Source organism: Vibrio chagasii, assembly GCA_041879415.1.
Lineage (GTDB): Bacteria > Pseudomonadota > Gammaproteobacteria > Enterobacterales > Vibrionaceae > Vibrio.
This window is the reverse complement of sequence record CP090851.1, coordinates 260,275-278,882: the sequence shown is the minus strand read 5'-3', so window position 1 is coordinate 278,882 and position 18,608 is coordinate 260,275. Positions and strand designations below refer to the sequence as shown.

20 protein-coding genes are annotated in these 18,608 nt (G+C 45.8%); 3 read left to right on the top strand and 17 right to left on the bottom strand.

Annotated features, from left to right (window positions below; all coding sequences use genetic code 11):
- Window positions 1-161: 161 nt before the first annotated feature.
- The gene (locus tag L0991_01250) at window positions 162-1,109 is read right to left on the bottom strand and encodes a flagellar motor protein MotB (protein XGB62711.1); all 948 of its coding nucleotides are present in this window, start codon (window positions 1,107-1,109) and stop codon (window positions 162-164) included.
- A gap of 12 nt (window positions 1,110-1,121) precedes the next feature.
- Window positions 1,122-1,886 (bottom strand): flagellar motor protein PomA, encoded by a 765-nt coding sequence (pomA, locus tag L0991_01245; protein XGB62710.1) that lies wholly within the window; start codon window positions 1,884-1,886, stop codon window positions 1,122-1,124.
- Between the two features lie 297 nt (window positions 1,887-2,183).
- Here pomA and xseB point away from each other — a divergent pair, with 297 nt between their 5' ends.
- Genes xseB through dxs form a run of 3 tightly spaced genes read left to right on the top strand, consistent with a single transcriptional unit; the run spans window position 2,184 to window position 5,236 of the window.
- A complete protein-coding gene (gene xseB / locus L0991_01240) occupies window positions 2,184-2,426 on the top strand; it encodes an exodeoxyribonuclease VII small subunit (protein XGB62709.1) in 243 nt (80 codons plus the stop codon).
- Window positions 2,427-2,446: 20 nt separating this feature from the next.
- Window positions 2,447-3,331 (top strand): (2E,6E)-farnesyl diphosphate synthase, encoded by an 885-nt coding sequence (gene ispA / locus L0991_01235; GenBank protein XGB62708.1) that lies wholly within the window; start codon window positions 2,447-2,449, stop codon window positions 3,329-3,331.
- A 21-nt stretch (window positions 3,332-3,352) separates the two neighbouring features.
- Window positions 3,353-5,236, top strand: coding sequence for a 1-deoxy-D-xylulose-5-phosphate synthase (gene dxs / locus L0991_01230; protein ID XGB62707.1), 1,884 nt, complete (start codon window positions 3,353-3,355; stop codon window positions 5,234-5,236).
- 115 nt (window positions 5,237-5,351) lie between these two features.
- Here dxs and L0991_01225 read toward each other — a convergent pair whose 3' ends face one another.
- From L0991_01225 to L0991_01155, 15 genes are all read right to left on the bottom strand, one after another.
- Window positions 5,352-5,711: an antibiotic biosynthesis monooxygenase gene (locus L0991_01225; GenBank protein ID XGB62706.1), complete on the bottom strand. Its 360-nt coding sequence runs from the start codon at window positions 5,709-5,711 to the stop codon at window positions 5,352-5,354.
- A 24-nt stretch (window positions 5,712-5,735) separates the two neighbouring features.
- The gene (pgpA, locus tag L0991_01220; protein XGB62705.1) at window positions 5,736-6,242 is read right to left on the bottom strand and encodes a phosphatidylglycerophosphatase A; all 507 of its coding nucleotides are present in this window, start codon (window positions 6,240-6,242) and stop codon (window positions 5,736-5,738) included.
- Complete coding sequence (thiL, locus tag L0991_01215) at window positions 6,242-7,216, bottom strand: thiamine-phosphate kinase (GenBank protein ID XGB62704.1); 975 nt, start codon at window positions 7,214-7,216, stop codon at window positions 6,242-6,244. The genes pgpA and thiL overlap by 1 nt, the downstream gene beginning before the upstream one ends.
- A gap of 78 nt (window positions 7,217-7,294) precedes the next feature.
- The gene (nusB, locus tag L0991_01210; protein XGB62703.1) at window positions 7,295-7,762 is read right to left on the bottom strand and encodes a transcription antitermination factor NusB; all 468 of its coding nucleotides are present in this window, start codon (window positions 7,760-7,762) and stop codon (window positions 7,295-7,297) included.
- Complete coding sequence (gene ribE, locus L0991_01205; GenBank protein XGB62702.1) at window positions 7,762-8,232, bottom strand: 6,7-dimethyl-8-ribityllumazine synthase; 471 nt, start codon at window positions 8,230-8,232, stop codon at window positions 7,762-7,764. The genes nusB and ribE overlap by 1 nt, the downstream gene beginning before the upstream one ends.
- Window positions 8,233-8,512: 280 nt before the next feature.
- A complete protein-coding gene (gene ribB / locus L0991_01200; GenBank protein ID XGB62701.1) occupies window positions 8,513-9,622 on the bottom strand; it encodes a 3,4-dihydroxy-2-butanone-4-phosphate synthase in 1,110 nt (369 codons plus the stop codon).
- 108 nt (window positions 9,623-9,730) lie between these two features.
- Window positions 9,731-10,387: a riboflavin synthase gene (locus L0991_01195; GenBank protein XGB62700.1), complete on the bottom strand. Its 657-nt coding sequence runs from the start codon at window positions 10,385-10,387 to the stop codon at window positions 9,731-9,733.
- Window positions 10,388-10,453: 66 nt separating this feature from the next.
- Complete coding sequence (gene ribD / locus L0991_01190) at window positions 10,454-11,536, bottom strand: bifunctional diaminohydroxyphosphoribosylaminopyrimidine deaminase/5-amino-6-(5-phosphoribosylamino)uracil reductase RibD (GenBank protein ID XGB63829.1); 1,083 nt, start codon at window positions 11,534-11,536, stop codon at window positions 10,454-10,456.
- A 40-nt stretch (window positions 11,537-11,576) separates the two neighbouring features.
- Complete coding sequence (nrdR, locus tag L0991_01185; protein ID XGB62699.1) at window positions 11,577-12,026, bottom strand: transcriptional regulator NrdR; 450 nt, start codon at window positions 12,024-12,026, stop codon at window positions 11,577-11,579.
- 155 nt (window positions 12,027-12,181) lie between these two features.
- Window positions 12,182-13,432: a glutamate-5-semialdehyde dehydrogenase gene (locus L0991_01180; GenBank protein XGB62698.1), complete on the bottom strand. Its 1,251-nt coding sequence runs from the start codon at window positions 13,430-13,432 to the stop codon at window positions 12,182-12,184.
- A gap of 108 nt (window positions 13,433-13,540) precedes the next feature.
- Window positions 13,541-14,725, bottom strand: coding sequence for a glutamate 5-kinase (proB, locus tag L0991_01175; GenBank protein XGB62697.1), 1,185 nt, complete (start codon window positions 14,723-14,725; stop codon window positions 13,541-13,543).
- A gap of 76 nt (window positions 14,726-14,801) precedes the next feature.
- Window positions 14,802-15,191 carry a sigma factor-binding protein Crl gene (crl, locus tag L0991_01170; GenBank protein XGB62696.1) on the bottom strand — a complete coding sequence of 130 codons (390 nt, stop codon included), beginning with the start codon at window positions 15,189-15,191 and terminating at the stop codon, window positions 14,802-14,804.
- A gap of 143 nt (window positions 15,192-15,334) precedes the next feature.
- Window positions 15,335-16,588 carry an esterase FrsA gene (gene frsA / locus L0991_01165; GenBank protein ID XGB62695.1) on the bottom strand — a complete coding sequence of 418 codons (1,254 nt, stop codon included), beginning with the start codon at window positions 16,586-16,588 and terminating at the stop codon, window positions 15,335-15,337.
- Window positions 16,589-16,677: 89 nt separating this feature from the next.
- The gene (tet(34), locus tag L0991_01160; GenBank protein XGB62694.1) at window positions 16,678-17,142 is read right to left on the bottom strand and encodes an oxytetracycline resistance phosphoribosyltransferase domain-containing protein Tet(34); all 465 of its coding nucleotides are present in this window, start codon (window positions 17,140-17,142) and stop codon (window positions 16,678-16,680) included.
- Window positions 17,143-17,225: 83 nt separating this feature from the next.
- On the bottom strand, window positions 17,226-18,515 hold the full coding sequence (locus L0991_01155) for an NCS2 family permease (protein ID XGB62693.1): 1,290 nt from the start codon (window positions 18,513-18,515) through the stop codon (window positions 17,226-17,228).
- Window positions 18,516-18,608 lie beyond the last annotated feature (93 nt).

Sequence of the window (18,608 nt, the reverse complement as noted above, 5' to 3'; positions counted from 1 at the left end):
CACACCCTATTAAAAATAGCATGCTTACTCACGGTCGGCATTCTTATAGATAGATGGGTAGATAAGCCAACCACTCACCACATAAATAAAAAGCCCAAACCTCATCATAAGGTTGGGCTTTCTGGTTAATTTAATAAGTCAGCTTAACTCGTAGCTAGGTACTATTCAGAAATCACTGGAACTTCATCGCTGTAAAGTGGCTCACCTTGCATGATACTGATCTCGACGCGACGGTTCAGGCTACGCTGCCATTCAGTATCGTTCGGCTCTACAGGCTCAGTATCCGCCATACCACGTACTCTCAAACGTTGATGAGAGAATCCGCGTACCTTTTCCATCTCTTGAGCAACAGATACCGCTCGCTGAGATGACAGATCCCAATTCGAACGATACAACTCTGAATCAAGACGTTGATTATCAGTGTGACCTGAGATTCGAACAATGCCCGGAACATCTTTCACTAATTCAGCCACCTGTCTCACCAAAGGTCGGAACTTAGGCTGTAGGAAAGCAGAACCCGATGGGAATGCACCCTTCTCACGAATTCTAATCACAATCTGTTGACCAAGGTTTTCTACTTCAATCGCGCCTTGATCGATTTCTCGTTCCAACGCCTTCTTGATGCTTTCCATCAAGGTTTCCATCTCTTGTGATTGAGCTTCGGCTTGCTGTTGCTGTTGGTCTGACTCAGAGTTTTGGTTGTCGTGAGTCGATACCTCTGGCGACTTACCTCCGGTCATCTTGCCTTGGTCACGCATGGTACCGCCAGCGCGCTCGGATTCACCTTCGTGAAATTCCAGCGTCTGCTGAGTAATATCTATCGTTTGCTGCATGATCACATCAATCGGCGTAGGCTCTGGACGACCAGGGCGAAACTCTTGTGCAATGATGCTGGTCCCTTTCGGGATATCTTTTACTTCTAAACGGTTCTGTACACCAAATGCGAACTTCATCGAGCCAGCGATCTGCTTAAACTTCAGTACATCCATCTCAGAGAATGAGAGTAGAAGTACGAAGAAACACATCAACAGTGACATCAAGTCAGCAAATGTTCCCATCCATTGAGGTAACCCCGGAGGAGGACATTTACATGGATTCTCTTCATCCATCTTCAACTCCTCTTACGCAGGTTCACCATCAATTGTACGCTTACCTTCATTTAGGTAGCTCTTCAGGTAACCATCAATAACTCGTGGGTTTTGGCCATCTTGAATTGCTAACACACCATCCATCACCAAACGACGGTTCAGTGTCTCTTGGTCACGACGCAGTGCTAGTTTGTCTGCGATCGGGAAAAACACCATGTTCGATAGAATTGCGCCATACAGCGTGGTTAAAAGTGCAACCGCCATCGCAGGGCCGATCGCTTTAGGGTCATCCATGTTCGAAAGCATGGCAACCAAACCAACCAAGGTACCGATCATACCCATCGCAGGAGAAACATCACCAAAGGCAGAGAACACCTTCGCGCCCTGCTCGTGACGTTCTGTCGTTAGCGCAATGTCTTTTTGCAATGCAGCTCGCACTACATCACCATCATGGCCATCAACCAACAGGTCGATGCCCTTTTGCATAAAGCTGTTGCTGATTTCCATCTCTTCCAGAGCTAAGAAACCACCTTTACGTGCTGCGTCCGCCATTTCAACAATCTTAGCGATAAGATCTTCAGGCTCATCGGCTTTAAACATAAATGCTTTGCCGGCAATTTTAGCCGCACCAAAGAACTGTCCCATGGTGAACTTCATTAGAACAACAAATGTTGAACCACCAATCACGATCAAAATGGATGTCGTGTCATAGAACATCCCGAGGCTTCCACCTAGGATCATTGCCATGATTACAAAGGCAAATCCACCAATCAAACCTATTAGGGTTGCTAAATCCACTGAGCACTCCTCATGCTTTTTTGTAGCTCTATGTCGACGATAATTCTTTTATCGGCAAGACTATAAGATCTTTTAGTAAATTCTTGGCCTAAGTATCACACTTTTGCTTTTTGTATCACAACTATTACCCGCTTCCCCGTTCTCGAACAGCCATAAACTCGAGAAAGGTAAGGTTATTCAAGGAAAGTGGCTTCAAGCCTCTTAAAAACGAACTTTCTAGCAAAATTTATTGGTTACATTTGACCATCTGAACGCCCTAGGGTAACGTTCGTTCATCTTTCCAAACGCAGATTTATTATGGCTACTAAGAAACCTGAAAATATGAGCTTTGAAGCGGCAATCGAAGAGCTCGATGGCTTGGTTGATCAACTAGAAAACGGTGATCTAGCTTTAGATGATGCGCTGAAAAAATTCGAACGAGGCATCTCCCTCGCTCGTGCCGGTCAAAGTAAACTAAACGATGCAGAACAACGTGTTAGCATCCTACTGCAAAATGACGAAAATGCAGAACTGAGTGACTTTAACCCACAACCAGAATAACGAATTGTATGAGATCCCCTATGATCGAGACTTTATTGTCTTATCAAGCACGTAATAACGAGCAACTGAACCTTTGGCTTGACCGCCTGCCACACCAAAATCAGAACCTGATCAACGCAATGCGTTATGGGTTACTTTTAGGCGGCAAACGCGCGCGTCCATTTCTTGTCTATATTACAGGGGAAATGCTCGGTTGCACCGCAGAAGAACTCGATACTCCAGCTTCTGCAGTCGAATGTATTCATGCCTACTCTCTGATTCATGATGACCTTCCAGCAATGGACGACGACGAACTGCGTCGTGGCCACCAGACTTGTCACATCAAATTCGATGAAGCGACGGCTATTTTAACGGGCGATGCACTACAAACTCTCGCATTTACTATACTTGCAGAAGGCACATTAAGTGCTGATGGTGAAAGCAACCGCGTTCGAATGATTCAACGCCTAGCTGAAGCCTCTGGAGCTCAAGGTATGTGTATCGGTCAGGCACTCGATATCGAAGCTGAAAACCGCGCAGTGACGCTGGAAGAGCTGGAAGAAGTTCACCGCAATAAAACCGGTGCTCTTATGAAGAGTGCAATCCGTTTAGGTGCGCTAGCTGCAGGTGAAAAAGCGTTCGAGGTGCTGCCTCAATTAGATAAATTCGCAGACGCCATCGGATTAGCCTTCCAAGTTCAAGACGATATCTTGGATATCATTGGCGACACCGAAACTTTGGGTAAACCGCAGGGCTCTGACCAAGATTTGAACAAAAGCACCTACCCTTCTTTGCTAGGTTTAGAGGGCGCTCAAGAAAAAGCGCAATCTCTGCTGCAGGAAGCGCTTCAAGCTTTGGCCGCGATCCCATACAATACCCAGTTACTCGAAGAGTTCGCCCGATACGTCATCGAGCGCAAGAACTAAGACAATAAGCGCGCATTACCTATGACTCTTGATATATCAAAGTACCCAACTCTTGCTTTGGCTGATAAGCCAGAGGATTTGCGTCTTCTCCCAAAAGAGACGCTGACACAGCTTTGTGATGAATTACGCACCTATCTTCTTAACTCAGTGAGCCAATCAAGTGGTCACTTAGCGTCAGGCTTAGGTACGGTAGAGCTCACTGTAGCTCTACACTATGTGTACAACACGCCTTTTGACCAATTGGTTTGGGATGTTGGCCACCAAGCATACCCGCACAAAATTCTTACCGGTCGCCGTGACCGCTTGTCGACTATCCGTCAAAAAGACGGACTGCACCCATTCCCATGGCGTGAAGAGAGCGAGTACGACACCCTTTCTGTTGGTCACTCATCAACATCGATCAGTGCTGCACTCGGCATGGCGATCAGTGCTAAGAAAGAAGGTAAAAACCGTAAAGTTGTGAGCGTGATTGGTGATGGTGCGATTACTGCTGGTATGGCATTTGAAGCCATGAACCACGCGGGTGATGTTCACAATGACATGCTGGTTATCCTAAACGATAACGAGATGTCGATTTCTGAAAACGTAGGTGCGCTTAACAACCACCTAGCTCAAGTTCTTTCTGGCAGTCTTTACACGTCTATTCGTGAGGGCGGCAAGAAAGTGCTATCTGGCGTTCCGCCGATTAAAGAGCTAGTTCGTCGTACAGAAGAACACTTAAAAGGCATGGTTGTTCCAGGCACCATGTTTGAAGAGCTCGGCTTTAATTACATCGGCCCAGTAGACGGCCACGATGTAAACGAGCTGATTAAAACGCTTAAGAACATGAGAGATCTAAAAGGTCCTCAGTTCCTGCATATCATGACCAAGAAAGGCAAAGGCTACGAGCCAGCAGAGAAAGATCCAATTGGTTACCACGGCGTACCTAAGTTCGATCCTGCACACTCAAGCTTGCCTAAGAGCACTAGCTCTAAGCCAACGTTCTCTAAGATTTTTGGCGATTTCCTATGTGATATGGCAGCGCAAGATCCTAAGCTGATGGCGATCACACCAGCCATGCGTGAAGGTTCTGGCATGGTGCGTTTCTCTAAAGAATACCCAGATCAATACTTCGACGTAGCGATTGCTGAGCAGCACGCCGTGACGCTAGCAACGGGTATGGCGATTGCGGGTGATAAGCCGATTGTGGCTATCTACTCGACTTTCCTACAACGTGGCTACGATCAACTGATCCACGATGTGGCTATCATGGATCTACCGGTTATGTTCGCGATTGACCGCGCAGGTCTTGTAGGTGCCGATGGTCAGACACACCAAGGTGCGTTCGACTTAAGCTTCATGCGCTGCATTCCAAACATGGTGATCATGGCACCAAGCGACGAAAACGAATGTCGTCAAATGCTGTACACTGGCCACCAGCACAATGGACCAAGTGCAGTTCGTTATCCTCGTGGTAATGGCATGGGCACAGAAATCCAAAGTGAGTTTACTGCACTTGAGATTGGTAAAGGCCGCATCGTTCGTGAAAGCTCAAAAGCAAAAGATGGTGCTAAGGTTGCTATCCTAAGCTTTGGTACTTTCCTAGAAAATGCACTTCAAGCTGCTGATCCAATGGATGCCACCGTTGCTGACATGCGCTTTGTTAAGCCTCTAGATGAAGCTTTAATCAAACAACTTGTCGCTGACCACGATGTACTGGTGACAATCGAAGAAAATGCGATTGCCGGCGGTGCTGGTGCAGGTGTAATTGAGTTCTTGATGCAAGAGAAACTGCTAATGCCTGTACTGAATCTTGGTCTACCAGACAAGTTCATTGCTCAAGGCACTCAAGGTGAGCTGCATGAAGAGCTAGGCTTAGACGCGAAAGGTATTGAGAAGTCTATCTCTGACTACCTTGCTAAATAGTTTTCAGTAGCGAACTGCATAAGCAACAAAACAAAAAGGTTGGCCCTAGGGTCAACCTTTTTAGTATTCGCTAACTCATTAGCTAGCCACTGTTTAAGTCAGTTGTTACAGCAAATTAGCAGCACGGCTTAAGAATAGGCGCGTCGTAGTTCTCTGGTTCGTCAGAGTAGATAGCAACATTAAAGTTCTCAACTAAACCTGTTTCATCAACACACTGCTCTTGGAAGAACTGTTGAATTTCAAGACGTTGACAGTGCGCTTCAAACGCTTCGTTATCCGCCCAGATTTCGTTGAAAGCGATCGGGAAGCTCTGACCTTCCGCAAACGGGCTCTGGATATGACGAGTTACTGTGTATTGAATACAGCCATCTTCACGCAGAGTGTTTGGCTCTAGTGCTTTTAATACCTCAAACAGCTCGTTCAGTTTGCCTTCTTTCGGCTGAAATTGAGCGATGCAGTAAACCTTCTTAGACATTGTAATTCCTTGTTTTATCTTTATTTAAACTAACCAACCTGCGAAACGGGCCACAGCATACAGCGAAATCGCCGCCATAATACCTGCCACAATATCATCAATCATGATGCCTAAACCGCCATGAACTCGAGCATCTAACCAACCAATCGGCCACGGTTTTACCATGTCAAAGAAGCGGAATAGAACAAAGCCTGTCAGTAGCCATTTCCAATCATCGGCAGGAATGCTCAACATTGGTACTAAGCTCATGGTGATCCAAAAGCCCGCAAACTCATCCCATACGATAGAGCCATGATCGTGAACACCCATATCATCAGACGTCACTTGGCAAATTTTGATACCAATAATGCAACTTACCACGACCACCGCGACATAAGCAGGGAAAGGCAACTGAACCAATAATAGATAAAGAGGAATCGATGCAAGTGTCCCCATGGTTCCAGGAATAATAGGCGATAAGCCACTGCCAAAACCCGTTGCTAGTAAATGCCAAGGGTTCTTAAGAGAGATTGCAGATAGTGGGTTTGTCATCAATTAACCTTAAAGTGATCGTAACCAGTTAAGCTCCAACTTAACGGTTCACCATTATTGTGTAGTTCAAAGTATTCTACAGGTCTTATTTGACCAATACAGGTGACTTTTGTTCCAGTGTGTGACAAAGCACTTTCCAATGAACCTTTATTTTCTTCTGGCACGGTAAAGCAAAGCTCATACTCTTCACCACTGGTCAGCGCATACTGCTGCGCTGTAGCGATATCTGGGGCAAACTGACGCAGTTCTGGGGAGATAGGTAAGGTACTCACGTCGATGCTTGCACCAACCTCAGAGCGCTTAAGGATGTGTTTCAAATCCGAGATGACACCATCTGAGATATCAATAGCCGATGAAGCAAGATTGACAAGCGCTTGGCCAGCTAACACTCGTGGAGAGCTGATGTAGTGTCTCTCTTCAAGCTCTTTCGCATACGGCTTAGCTTGATTTGTTGTTGGATCTAATAGAACCTCGAGGCCTGCCTTGCTGTCGCCCAGATTGCCTGTCACATAAATCCAGTCTCCAACCTTGGCACCGTCTCTACGCAGGGCTTTCCCTTCTGGTACAAAGCCTTGTACTGTCAGTGTCAGGCTCAGTGGTCCTTTCGTAGTATCACCACCAATTAACTGAATACCAAAGTAATCTGCCAGTTTGAAGAAAGAGTCACAGAACGGCGCCAACCAAGCTTCATCCACTTCAGGCATGGTTAAGGCAAAAGAGACCCACGCCGGCGTTGCGCCCATAGCAGCCAGATCACTGATATTTGAAGCTAACGCTTTGTGCGCGACCCAAGCCGGGTTTGCTTCTGCTAGAAAATGAGTGCCCGCGACTAAGGTATCTGTGCTGATCGCGATCTCAATATTACTTGGAGCTTTAACCAAAGCACAATCATCACCAGCGGCGAGGTGTACGTCTTTACGTTGAGGCTGTCGGTTGACTAAATATTTATCGATTAGGTTGAATTCACCAGACATCACATGCCCTATCTTTGGAATTTACTTACAAAAAAGGCCAGCATGAAAGCTGACCTTTAAATTCAATATACGTAGAGATTACTTCTTACGTACGTGTGGCGCTGCTTTATCAAGCACACCATTCACAAACTTATGGCTGTCTTCTGCTGCGAATACTTTCGCTAGCTCGATAGCTTCGTTGATAACCACTTTGTATGGTACATCTTCGCGACGAGTCATCTCGTACATAGCTAAACGTAGAAGAGCAAGTTCCATTAAGTCCAGATCTTGCATCGGGCGAGATACGAATGGACGAAGCTTGCTATCAAGTTCCATGTGGCTAAGAGCAACACCAGTTAGTAGGTCGCGGAAGTATGCAACGTCTGTTTCTGGCATAGCAAGTGCAGGTTCTGCAGCATGATTTTCTTCTTCATCATACTTACCACCAGATAAGAACTGTTCTTCAACGGTAGCAATATTTTCTTTAGTAATTTGCCAAGAATAAATTGCTTGTAGAGCAAATTGACGTGCGTTACGACGTGCGGCTGGTTTCACACTGGCCCCCATTAGGAATCGATTTCAGAAAGAACGTTGATCATCTCAAGTGCGCTTAGTGCAGCTTCTGCACCTTTATTACCAGCCTTGGTTCCTGCGCGTTCAATAGCTTGATCGATCGTATCAACAGTTAGTACGCCAAATGCTACTGGAAGAGAGTATTCCAGAGACACTTGCGCCAAACCTTTATTACATTCACTACAAACATAGTCAAAATGAGGCGTACCGCCACGAATTACTGTACCAAGAGATACAATCGCGTCGAACTTACCCGTTTTTGCAACGCGCTGCGCTACAAGTGGAAGTTCTACTGCACCAGGACAACGAACAACAGTGATGTTGTCTTCGCTTACTTGTCCGTGACGTTTTAAAGTATCGATTGCACCAGAAAGTAAACTTTCGTTAATAAAACTGTTGAAACGAGCAATAACGATAGCAATTTTTGCATTTGGCGCTGGGAAGCCACCCTCGATCACTTTCATAAGCCTTCCTTTAACTATTTTCATCAAGTGAGAATCGCCGGATTCTAGCATAAAACTGTGAGCAATATCTAATGCTAATTTAGAAGAACAGACACCGGAGATGTAAAGATGATAACCAAGCCTCGCTCCCAACCATTTGGGAACAGCAAGTCGCTAAGCGCCAACGTTTGACACGACAAAAGTCAGGCTCAGCGACTTGGCTCTTTTGGTCCTATTTCGAACCAAAAGAGCCACTCAAATCATCATAAATTTATGTTGCTATAAACCAGTATGTAAGTAGTTACTCACAAACGTATTCAACAACGTTAAGACCAAAACCACCAAGAGCGTGGTAACGCTTGGTGCTTGAAGACAATAGACGCATATCATGAACACCTAGGTCTTGTAGAATTTGAGAGCCGACACCAACGCGACGAGAAGTGCCTTGCTTCTTAGCCATGGTTGGTTGCTCGTTCTTATCTTGAGCTTCGAATGTCTTCACTTTGTGAATCAAAGAATCAGACGACTCTTCGTTGCCTAGAATAACCAACACACCACCTTCGTCGCCAATGCGCTTCATCGCCTTATCTAGAGACCAGCTGCGCTCAGTACCACGATCAGAATGAAGTAGATCGGTGAAGGTATCATGCAAGTGAACACGAACCAGTGGCGCTTCACCCGTTAGGTCACCTTTTTGCATTGCGTAGTGGATTTGATTGTCGATAGTGTCACGGTAAGTCACGAGCTCAAAGTCACCAAACTCAGTCGGTAGGTGACACTGAGCTACACGTTCAATCGTTGTTTCTGTGTTGTTACGGTATTCAATCAAGTCAGCAATCGTGCCTAGCTTGATGTCGTGTTTTTCAGCGAACACTTCAAGGTCAGGGCGACGAGCCATGGTGCCGTCATCATTTAGGATCTCAACGATAACCGATGCAGGCTCACAACCCGCTAAACGTGCTAAATCACAACCCGCTTCAGTGTGACCGGCACGAGTTAGAACACCACCCTCTTGTGCTGTTAGCGGGAAGATGTGACCAGGTTGAACAAGGTCAGCCGCTTTTGCATCTTTCGCAACGGCAGCTTGAACCGTCACAGCGCGGTCAGACGCAGAAATACCTGTAGTTACACCCTCTGCAGCTTCAATCGAAACGGTAAAGTTAGTGGTGTACTGTGCGTTGTTGTCTTGAACCATAGGCGCAAGACCCATGCGGCTTGAACGCTCTTTAGTCAAGGTTAGGCAGATTAAACCACGGCCGTACATCGCCATGAAGTTAATCGCTTCTGGCGTCACATGTTCTGCTGCCATGATCAGATCGCCTTCATTTTCGCGATCTTCATCATCCATCAGGATAACCATTTTTCCTAGGCGAATGTCTTCAATAATTTCTTGAGGAGTACTAATTGGCATTGTTCTATATCCTTTGAAATGGTTCTGCTTCCTAGAACCGACACTATTTAAACCTGATGATATTGCTTCGCTCTACAAAGTGACGCTCAGCGCACTTCATATTAACGATTAGGCAAAACCATTCTGTTGTAAGAATTCCATCGTCAATCGAGATTCAGGTTCAGACTCTTGTTTCTGACCTTGCAGTAGGCGCTCCATGTAGCGCGCTAACACATCCACTTCTAGATTCACTTTACGACCAACATGGAATTGATCGATGGTGGTTTCTGAAGAAGTATGAGGAACAATCGTCAGCTTAAATGCATTCTTACGTAAATCGTTCACAGTAAGACTAATGCCATCGACGGTAATCGAGCCTTTTTGAGCAACGTACTTTGAGATTTCAGCGGGCATTTCGACCCAGAACTCAATCGCACGACCTACTTGGTTGCGCTCAACGATCTCGCCTACACCATCTACGTGACCCGATACGATATGACCACCGAAACGTGTCGTCGGTAGCATCGCTTTCTCTAGGTTCACTTTGTCACCCGCTTGGTAATCAACAAAACCCGTTTTATTCAGGGTCTCAAGTGACAAGTCTGCACTGTAGCTGTGGTCGTTAAATTCGACGACCGTCAAACACACACCGTTGGTAGCAATACTGTCGCCTAACTGAACGTCGGCCATATCAAGCTTACCTACGTTAACCGTTACGGTAATGTCTTCTCCGCGGGGAGTAATTGCACTCAATGTACCTACGGCTTCTACAATTCCTGTAAACATTTTAAAACTCTTTTTGTTGTCAACGACATCTATCTAGGGCGCGGATTTATTTCCACTATCGTTTCGTTACTGTCGGTTTAGTAATACGGGTTTCGCTACGATGCGAATATCCACACCAACTTGTCGAACATCTTTAATTTCTAGGTCAATAACATCAGACATCGAAGTGAGCCCTAACGCGCCCATCAAACCTCTTCCGTCACTGCCCATAAGTTTAGGAGCTAAATAAAGGATTAGCTCATCCACCAACTGTGCTTCAACCAAGCTTTTTGCCAATGTTGCCCCCGCTTCGACCCAAATATGGTCGATATGATTGGCAGGTAATTGGCGCATCAGATCATGTAAATCGAGCTGACCTGCATCAGTAGTACCGACCTCAATATCAGCAGACGCCTCTGCGACTCTTAATACGGGTGTTGGCGATTGGTATAACTTGAGCTCAGGGCGCAGTTGGTTGTGACGATCAAGAATCACACGAACAGGCTGACGCACGTCAGCTTCAGCGTAATGAGCTTGTGCGCTACTTGGTAATTCAGCCCAGCGAACATTCAGTGAAGCGTTATCATCAATCACCGTTTGGCTGGTTGATAATACTGCGCCCGCCTTTGCTCGATAATTTTGAACATCACGACGCGCTGCCGGTGATGTGATCCACTGGCTCTGGCCATTTGCTAGTGCCGTTTGCCCATCGAGGCTGGCTGCCATCTTAAGCTGAACAAAAGGCATGCCTGTTTGCATGCGTTTAATAAATGCAGGGTTCAAGTCTAAAGCATCTTGCTCCAGTAAACCGATTTCAACCTCAATGCCCGCATCACGCAGCATTTTGATGCCACGACCAGCGACTTTCGGGTTTGGATCCTGCATCGCGCAAATGACTTTAGCCACTTGAGCCTTAATCAAGCCCTCTGCACACGGTGGTGTGCGGCCGTAATGAGAACAAGGCTCTAGTGTGACATAAGCTGTCGCACCTTTTGCCTTATCACCCGCCATTCGCATGGCATGCACTTCAGCGTGAGGTTCACCCGCTTTGACGTGAAAGCCTTCACCAACAATTTGTCCATCGGTTTGTACAATCACACAACCGACATTTGGGTTTGGCGCAGTAGTGTAAATGCCGCGTTTCGCTAAATAGATAGCACGCGACATCATTTGAAAATCTAGGGGAGAGAAGTTAGACATGACTGAGGAATTAATCCTCTAATTTAGCGATTTCTTCGCCAAACTCTCGAATGTCTTCAAAGCTGCGGTAAACAGAAGCAAAACGGATGTACGCGACTTTGTCTAATTCTTTTAATTGGCTCATGACTAAGTTACCAATCATTTCGCTTGGAACTTCACGCTCACCTGTTGCACGGAGTTGTGACTTAATATTACTGATAGCAAGTTCGATCGCATCAGCACTCACAGGGCGTTTTTCCAGAGCACGTTGCACACCACCTACCATTTTATCTTCGTTAAACGGTTCGCGGTTACCATTCGACTTAATGACTTTCGGCATCACAAGTTCTGCCGATTCGAACGTAGTGAAACGCTCGCTACATGCAAGGCATTGACGGCGACGACGAACCTGATGGCCATCAGCAACCAGTCTTGAATCGATTACTTTAGTGTCGTTCTCTGAACAAAAAGGACAATGCATATCACCTCCAAATAATTGAATATCAGTGTAACGGAATTGCCAAACGTTAGGAAAGAAAAAGGGCCAATTAAGGCCCTTTTGTGTGCTGATTCATTGATTATTGCTACGCGATAGCAATTTTAAAATGAGCTGCAGAGTAAAGTTAACGAGAAACATTAACCACGAACGAGATAATTCGCTTTGCCTACCCATTTGTAGCTGGTCAGCTCTTCCAAGCCCATAGGACCACGAGCGTGCAGTTTCTGAGTAGAGACTGCTACTTCAGCGCCTAAACCAAACTGTGCACCATCAGTAAAGCGAGTTGATGCATTCACGTACACTGCAGCAGAACCTACCGAGTTAATGAAACGCTCAGAGCTCTCTAAGCTATTGGTCATAATCGCATCCGAGTGGCTCGCGTTATGTACGCGCATGTGGTCAATCGCTTCTGCAACATCTGCAACCACTTTTACGCCAAGTGTGTAGCTTAGCCATTCGGTGTCAAAGTCATCTTCACCTGCATCACGCACGTCAGCAAAATCAGCAAGAAGTGCCTTCGCACTTGAGTCTGCTACTAATGTCACTTTATCCGCTAGACGTGTTTTAAGCTTGCCAAGGAACTCCTCAGCTACCGCTTCATGAACAAGCAAAGTATCTAGTGAGTTACATGCTGATGGGCGTTGTACTTTCGAGTTTTCAACCACGTCGACAGACTTCTCAAGATCTGCGCTTTCATCAACGAAAATATGGCTGATACCAAAACCACCGATGATCACCGGAATAGTGCTGTTCTCTTTACACATCTTGTGTAGACCAGCGCCACCACGAGGGATAATCATATCTACGTAGTCATCTAGCTTAAGCAGTTGAGAAACAAGCTCACGATCTGGCTTTTCAATGTACTGAACAGATGCAGCAGGAAGCTCCGCTTTCTCTAGTGCAGACTGGATAACTTTTACCAGTTCCATATTCGAGAAGAAGGTCTCTTTACCACCACGCAAGATGCTTGCGTTACCCGTTTTCAGACACAGTGCCGCAATATCAATCGTTACGTTCGGGCGTGCTTCATAGATGACACCAACCACACCAAGAGGTACACGACGACGAGACAGTGACATACCGTTTTCCAGTACCTTGCTGTCGATTTCGCTGCCCACAGGATCGTTCAGGCTAATCACGTTACGAACGTCGTTAGCGATGCCAGTTAAGCGTTCTTCATTCAGAAGTAGACGGTCAAGCAGTGCGTCCGTTAGACCCGCTTCGCGGCCCAGTTCGATATCTTTAGCGTTCGCTTCTAAGATAGCGGCGGCGTTTGCTTCTAACTCATCGGCAATGATCGCCAATGCCTTGTTCTTTTGCGCCGTTGATGCGGTCGCCAGGTGAAAAGCAGCTTCTTTTGCTGCAATACCCATGTTAGTTAAATCCACGTTTAACTCTCCCTAAATTCTGTCTGTCTTTGGATGAAAGAAGCGATGCGTACTACCTACATCTAGTGCAAAAGCCAGATGCGCCGTTCATCGCCTCGTCATCTCGAACTATTCTTGGATGACTACAAGGTCGTCACGGTGAATGACTTCTGACCCGTAATCGTAACCAAGGATGTCGCCAATATCTTTACTGTGCTTGCCTGCTATTTTTGCTAGGTCTTGGCTTGAGTAGCTAGCAATACCACGCGCAACTACTTTGCCTTTGCTGTCTGTGACTTGGGTAACTTCACCACGAGAGAACTCGCCCTTAACTCGAACCACCCCTTTTGCCAACAAGCTACTGCCTTTGGTGTTAACGGCATTCACCGCACCATCGTCAACCACGATGTCACCAGCAGAAGCTGGGCCAGCTAAAATCCAACGCTTACGGTTTTCAAGCGCCTCAGCTAACGGCAAGAAGCGTGTGCCTTGAGGGTTATCACTCAAAGAGTCGAATACCACATTTTCAGCACTGCCTGCTGCAATGATAACTTCAATACCAGCACGACGAGCGATGTCCGCCGCCTGCAGTTTTGTCGCCATACCACCAGTACCTAAAGTCGTGCCACTACCGCCTGCAATCTTACGCAGCGTGTCATCAATGGTTTTTACTTCTTTGATGAGCTCTGCATTTGGGTCTTTGCGAGGGTCTGCAGTAAATAGACCTTTTTGGTCTGTCAGTAGCAAAAGCTTATCAGCGCCACATAAAATACCAACCAGTGCCGACAAGTTATCGTTGTCGCCCACTTTGATTTCGTTGGTCGCGACCGCGTCGTTTTCATTCACGACAGGAATAATATCGTGCTCAACGAGTGCGTTGATCGTGTCACGAGCATTCAGAAAGCGCTCACGGTCATCAAGATCAGCTCGAGTCAGTAGCATCTGGCCAATCTTAAGGCCATAGATAGCGAATAAAGACTCCCAAACTTGAATCAACTGACTTTGCCCAACTGCAGCAAGCAACTGTTTGCTCGCCATTGAGTTGGGAAGTGCGGGGTAACCAAGGTGCTCACGTCCTGCTGCAATTGCGCCAGACGAAACCATAACCACAGAGTGGCCTTGTTTTTTTAATTCAGCACATTGACGAACCAGCTCAACCATATGAGCACGGTCTAATGCCAATGTTCCACCAGTTAAGACACTGGTACCCAGTTTAACAACGACAGTTTTACGCTGCGCTGTTGTCCCGCTTTGATGATTTGTTGTCATGAAGTCTTTTATGGATAAAACAAATAAGAGGTGATGTTTTAGCAATCAACAGGGGAATTCACAAGCAGAAAAGGTGCGAAATCGCACCTTTTTACTTTATATAGAAGAGTAACCTTTAAAATCAGACGAATTCGACAGACTCTTCGTCTAATTGGATGCTGATTTCAAACTTACTTTGAAGTTCATCAACCAGTTTTTGGTGGAAGGCTTCTTGAGTTCTAGTGACCTCAGCAACCGCCTTTTTAGGCAGAGGTAGTGAATCCCACTGGCCTTCAATGTTGTATTTACCAATGTTGTACTTCGCCGAATACCCCTCTTCCGACTTGTCCAACTCCATCCACCAGCCCCAGAACTCACGCTCTTCTGGTGATTTTTTATCGTTAACACACACTGATAAGCAATCAAAAATATAGTGGCCCTCTTCTGATTGCGGCTCTCTCAAATAAGGACCGATAGCCTTTAAAACGTTTAACAAGCGATAATGTGTTGGTTCTTGTGTCACTTCTGACATATTGAATCTCCGTTTTCAATGTTAAGAATGACTTTACTCAGACTGCAATACGTTGAAACCACGCAGTTGGATTTATAAATTTTCTCTGAGTATCAGGTACTTAATCTGTACACTTTTCATGCTTAACTAATTTAGGAGAAATGTCATCTAAATAATTCATCCTCAAGCCACTTTATCGCTAATTCGAGGGATTGCTCATAACCTTGTGTAATTGATTTAGATTTGATTTTCTTTGCCTTGCCGTAATCACTGTAAATAGCAACCAGTTGATTATCCATTGGCGGTGACACAGGATCGCCTTCTAAGGCTAACGCTAAGATCGGAACGCTGGTTTTACTGTTCGACAACAGGCCTTGCACCTTCAAAGACCACGCCATCAGCTGACCAGAAAGACTATTAATATCAACAGCGCCTTTACCTAGACGAGAAGCCAGTACGTCTAGATGCATCTTTGGCATTTGCTTCAGTTTATCGGCATGCACAAAGATATCGTGGATTGGCGCACCAAGAGAGATACACGCTTTGATCTTCTGTTGCTCGATAAACGACAGCCTCACCATCGCATTGCCGCCAAAACGGAAACCAAACAAGCCCACTTTATGGTGATCAACCCATGGAATATTTGGCAGCTCATTCAATACCGCTTGATGCAAGCACGAAGAGTCTTCAGTCAATGGCCAATGAGAGCTGTGCCCTATCGATGGCATGTCGACAGTAAGCATCGCAATGTTCTTTGGCGCCAGATAATCCCTAAACAAGCGCCACATGTCCGTTTGCAAGCTATCTAAACCAGCACTAACGATCACAACAGGTTGAGGCTTGTCGGTTTTCGCCAGGTGCAGGTTGGCTTTGATTTTCTTGTTCTGGTAAGGCACCTCAATCTGCTTAACAATCAGCTTAGTGTGCTTAATCGCTTCAGAATAGGCTGCGTTTGCTAACACTTGGGCCTGAGCTGCCAAGTTGTCATTTTTTAGATGCGGGTAACCTGCAATACTGAAACATAAAGAGGCCGAGAACAGCTCTTCAGCCACCTCTTCACCGCTTTTTTCATTGGAGCGGTTCTGATGCAACATACCCAACTTGGTCCACTCATAGGCCCAGTTACCACTACGGTATCCCATCACGGTGTCTAGCCACTCATCGGTAGTACGAGAGTTGTCTGACGACGCGATTCGAGCCAGTACGGCTTCTTGCTCAATAGGATTCACGCCTTGCCATACCCACTGAAGACGTCTTAGGTTTCGGTACCATGATGAGTTTTGCTGTTCACGCTTCTCATCCAATAACGTTTCAGAGCTTGGCATGTATTGTGTCAACATTGAGGTCTCTTTGGCCTGCTTGTGTTTTACAAACAAGGTCTCCGAAAGGTTCGAGCTCGTTTCTTCTGGTTCAGACATTGGGATACTTAATAAGAAATGATTTTCACTAATAATATAAAAAAAAATGACCCTATAAAGGGTCATTTCTCAAAAAACTAAGTTTACGCTTATTTTGACTTGCGATTTACTGGCTCAATATAGCTTAGGCTAGTATCCCAAGGTTGCTCAATCCATGTGTCTTGAGCGATATCAACAATGTACTCGTCTAGTAAGTGTGCGCCAGAAGGCTTAGCACATACAGCGATCAGTTTAGCTTTAGGGTACATTTCGCGAAGCTTACGTGCAGTGTCACCACTATCAACAAGATCTTCCACGATTAGGAAACCTTCGCCGTCACCTTCAGGTGCTTTAACGACAGTCATATCACGTTGGTGATCGTGGTCGTAGCTAGAAATACAAATCGTATCTACGTGACGAATACCCAGTTCACGAGCCAAGATTGCACCAGGAACCAAACCACCACGGCTTACAGCCCAGATACCTTTCCACTGCTCTGCTGGCATTTGCTTTTCTGCTAGTTGACGGCAGTAAGTCTGCATGTTGTCCCAAGTGATAACGAATTTGTTGCTCATAGTATAAAACCTAATAATTTTTCATGTTATTAGAGGCTATGCCAAACATAGCCTCTTCAGCGTTTAAGCAGAAATCTAGACGATTAAGCGAAAATGTATTTAAGAATAAAGATTACCGACATGATCCACACAGCAGGTGAAACGTCGCGACCTTTACCACTTAGCAGCTTAATTGCAGCGTAAGCGATGAAACCTAGTGAGATACCCTCAGCAATAGAGTACGTCAGCGGCATAAGCAGACATGTTACCACGACTGGTGCTGCTTCCGTAAGATCACGCCAATCAATGCCAACTAGGCCTGACATCATCAGAATTGCTACATAGAAAAGTGCGCCTGATGTTGCGTACGCCGGAATCATACCTGCAAGTGGTGAGAAGAAAAGAGCAAGAAGGAAAAGTACGCCCACGACCACAGCCGTTAGACCAGTACGACCACCTTCAGCAACACCTGAAACACTCTCTACATATGAAGTTGTGTTAGATGTACCTAGAAGTGCACCGATAGACGTTGCTGTTGAGTCAGCAAGCAGTGCTTTGTTCAGACGAGGTAGTTTGCCATCTTCTTTAATTAGGTTCGCTTTTGTAGCAACGCCGACTAGCGTGCCCGCTGTATCGAATAAGTCGACGAATAGGAAAGCAAATACAACAGAGATCATACCGATTTCAAATACTGCAGAGAAATCAAGCTGCATGAAAGTCGGAGCAAGGCTTGGTGGTGTAGACATGATGCCGCCGTACTGAACGTCACCAATGATAATGCCAAGAGCTGTAATAGCTAGAATTGCAATCATTACTGCGCCTTTCACACCACGATGTACAAGAGCAATAGTAAGGAAGAAACCAAGAGCACCAAGGATAGGAGCAATAGCAGTAATGTCACCAAGTGATACTTTAGTTGCAGGGTTAGAAACCACGATGCCAGCATTGCTAAGCGCGATAAATGCTAGGAAAAGACCGATACCCGCAGAGATACCTACACGCAAAGACATAGGAATCGAGTTGATGATCCACTCACGGATCTTAAAGATGCTCAAGAAGATGAAGATCACACCCGAAACAAATACTGCCGCTAGAGCAACTTGCCACGTGTAACCCATGCCCATCACAACCGCGTAGGTAAAGAAGGCATTCAGGCCCATACCTGGAGCTTGAGCAATTGGGTAGTTAGCAACAAAGCCCATGATGAAACAGCCAATAGCAGCCGCTAAACAGGTTGCTACAAATACAGCGCCGTGGTCCATACCAGCATCAGCTAGGATCATTGGGTTTACAAAAATGATGTAAGCCATTGTTAGGAAGGTTGTTAGACCTGCGATGATTTCAGTGCGCACATTGGTGCCGTTTTCACTGAGTTTGAATAGCTTTTCGAACATTATCGAATCCTATAAGGGTAAAAAGTAAACGGTTGCGTAATCGATTGGCTGTGGATTATAAAGTTATCAAATAACAAATTCCAGATAGAATTA

What these genes read in the sequence shown, in the direction of transcription:
- L0991_01250 (XGB62711.1), bottom strand. Translation starts at nt 1,109, where the DNA reads ATGGATGAAGAGAATCCATGTAAATGTCCTCCTCCGGGGTTACCTCAA.
- xseB (XGB62709.1), top strand. Translation starts at nt 2,184, where the DNA reads ATGGCTACTAAGAAACCTGAAAATATGAGCTTTGAAGCGGCAATCGAA.
- ispA (XGB62708.1), top strand. Translation starts at nt 2,447, where the DNA reads ATGATCGAGACTTTATTGTCTTATCAAGCACGTAATAACGAGCAACTG.
- dxs (XGB62707.1), top strand. Translation starts at nt 3,353, where the DNA reads ATGACTCTTGATATATCAAAGTACCCAACTCTTGCTTTGGCTGATAAG.
- L0991_01225 (XGB62706.1), bottom strand. Translation starts at nt 5,711, where the DNA reads ATGTCTAAGAAGGTTTACTGCATCGCTCAATTTCAGCCGAAAGAAGGC.
- pgpA (XGB62705.1), bottom strand. Translation starts at nt 6,242, where the DNA reads ATGACAAACCCACTATCTGCAATCTCTCTTAAGAACCCTTGGCATTTA.
- thiL (XGB62704.1), bottom strand. Translation starts at nt 7,216, where the DNA reads ATGTCTGGTGAATTCAACCTAATCGATAAATATTTAGTCAACCGACAG.
- nusB (XGB62703.1), bottom strand. Translation starts at nt 7,762, where the DNA reads ATGGGGGCCAGTGTGAAACCAGCCGCACGTCGTAACGCACGTCAATTT.
- ribE (XGB62702.1), bottom strand. Translation starts at nt 8,232, where the DNA reads ATGAAAGTGATCGAGGGTGGCTTCCCAGCGCCAAATGCAAAAATTGCT.
- ribB (XGB62701.1), bottom strand. Translation starts at nt 9,622, where the DNA reads ATGCCAATTAGTACTCCTCAAGAAATTATTGAAGACATTCGCCTAGGA.
- L0991_01195 (XGB62700.1), bottom strand. Translation starts at nt 10,387, where the DNA reads ATGTTTACAGGAATTGTAGAAGCCGTAGGTACATTGAGTGCAATTACT.
- ribD (XGB63829.1), bottom strand. Translation starts at nt 11,536, where the DNA reads ATGATGTCGCGTGCTATCTATTTAGCGAAACGCGGCATTTACACTACT.
- nrdR (XGB62699.1), bottom strand. Translation starts at nt 12,026, where the DNA reads ATGCATTGTCCTTTTTGTTCAGAGAACGACACTAAAGTAATCGATTCA.
- crl (XGB62696.1), bottom strand. Translation starts at nt 15,191, where the DNA reads ATGTCAGAAGTGACACAAGAACCAACACATTATCGCTTGTTAAACGTT.
- frsA (XGB62695.1), bottom strand. Translation starts at nt 16,588, where the DNA reads ATGTCTGAACCAGAAGAAACGAGCTCGAACCTTTCGGAGACCTTGTTT.
- L0991_01155 (XGB62693.1), bottom strand. Translation starts at nt 18,515, where the DNA reads ATGTTCGAAAAGCTATTCAAACTCAGTGAAAACGGCACCAATGTGCGC.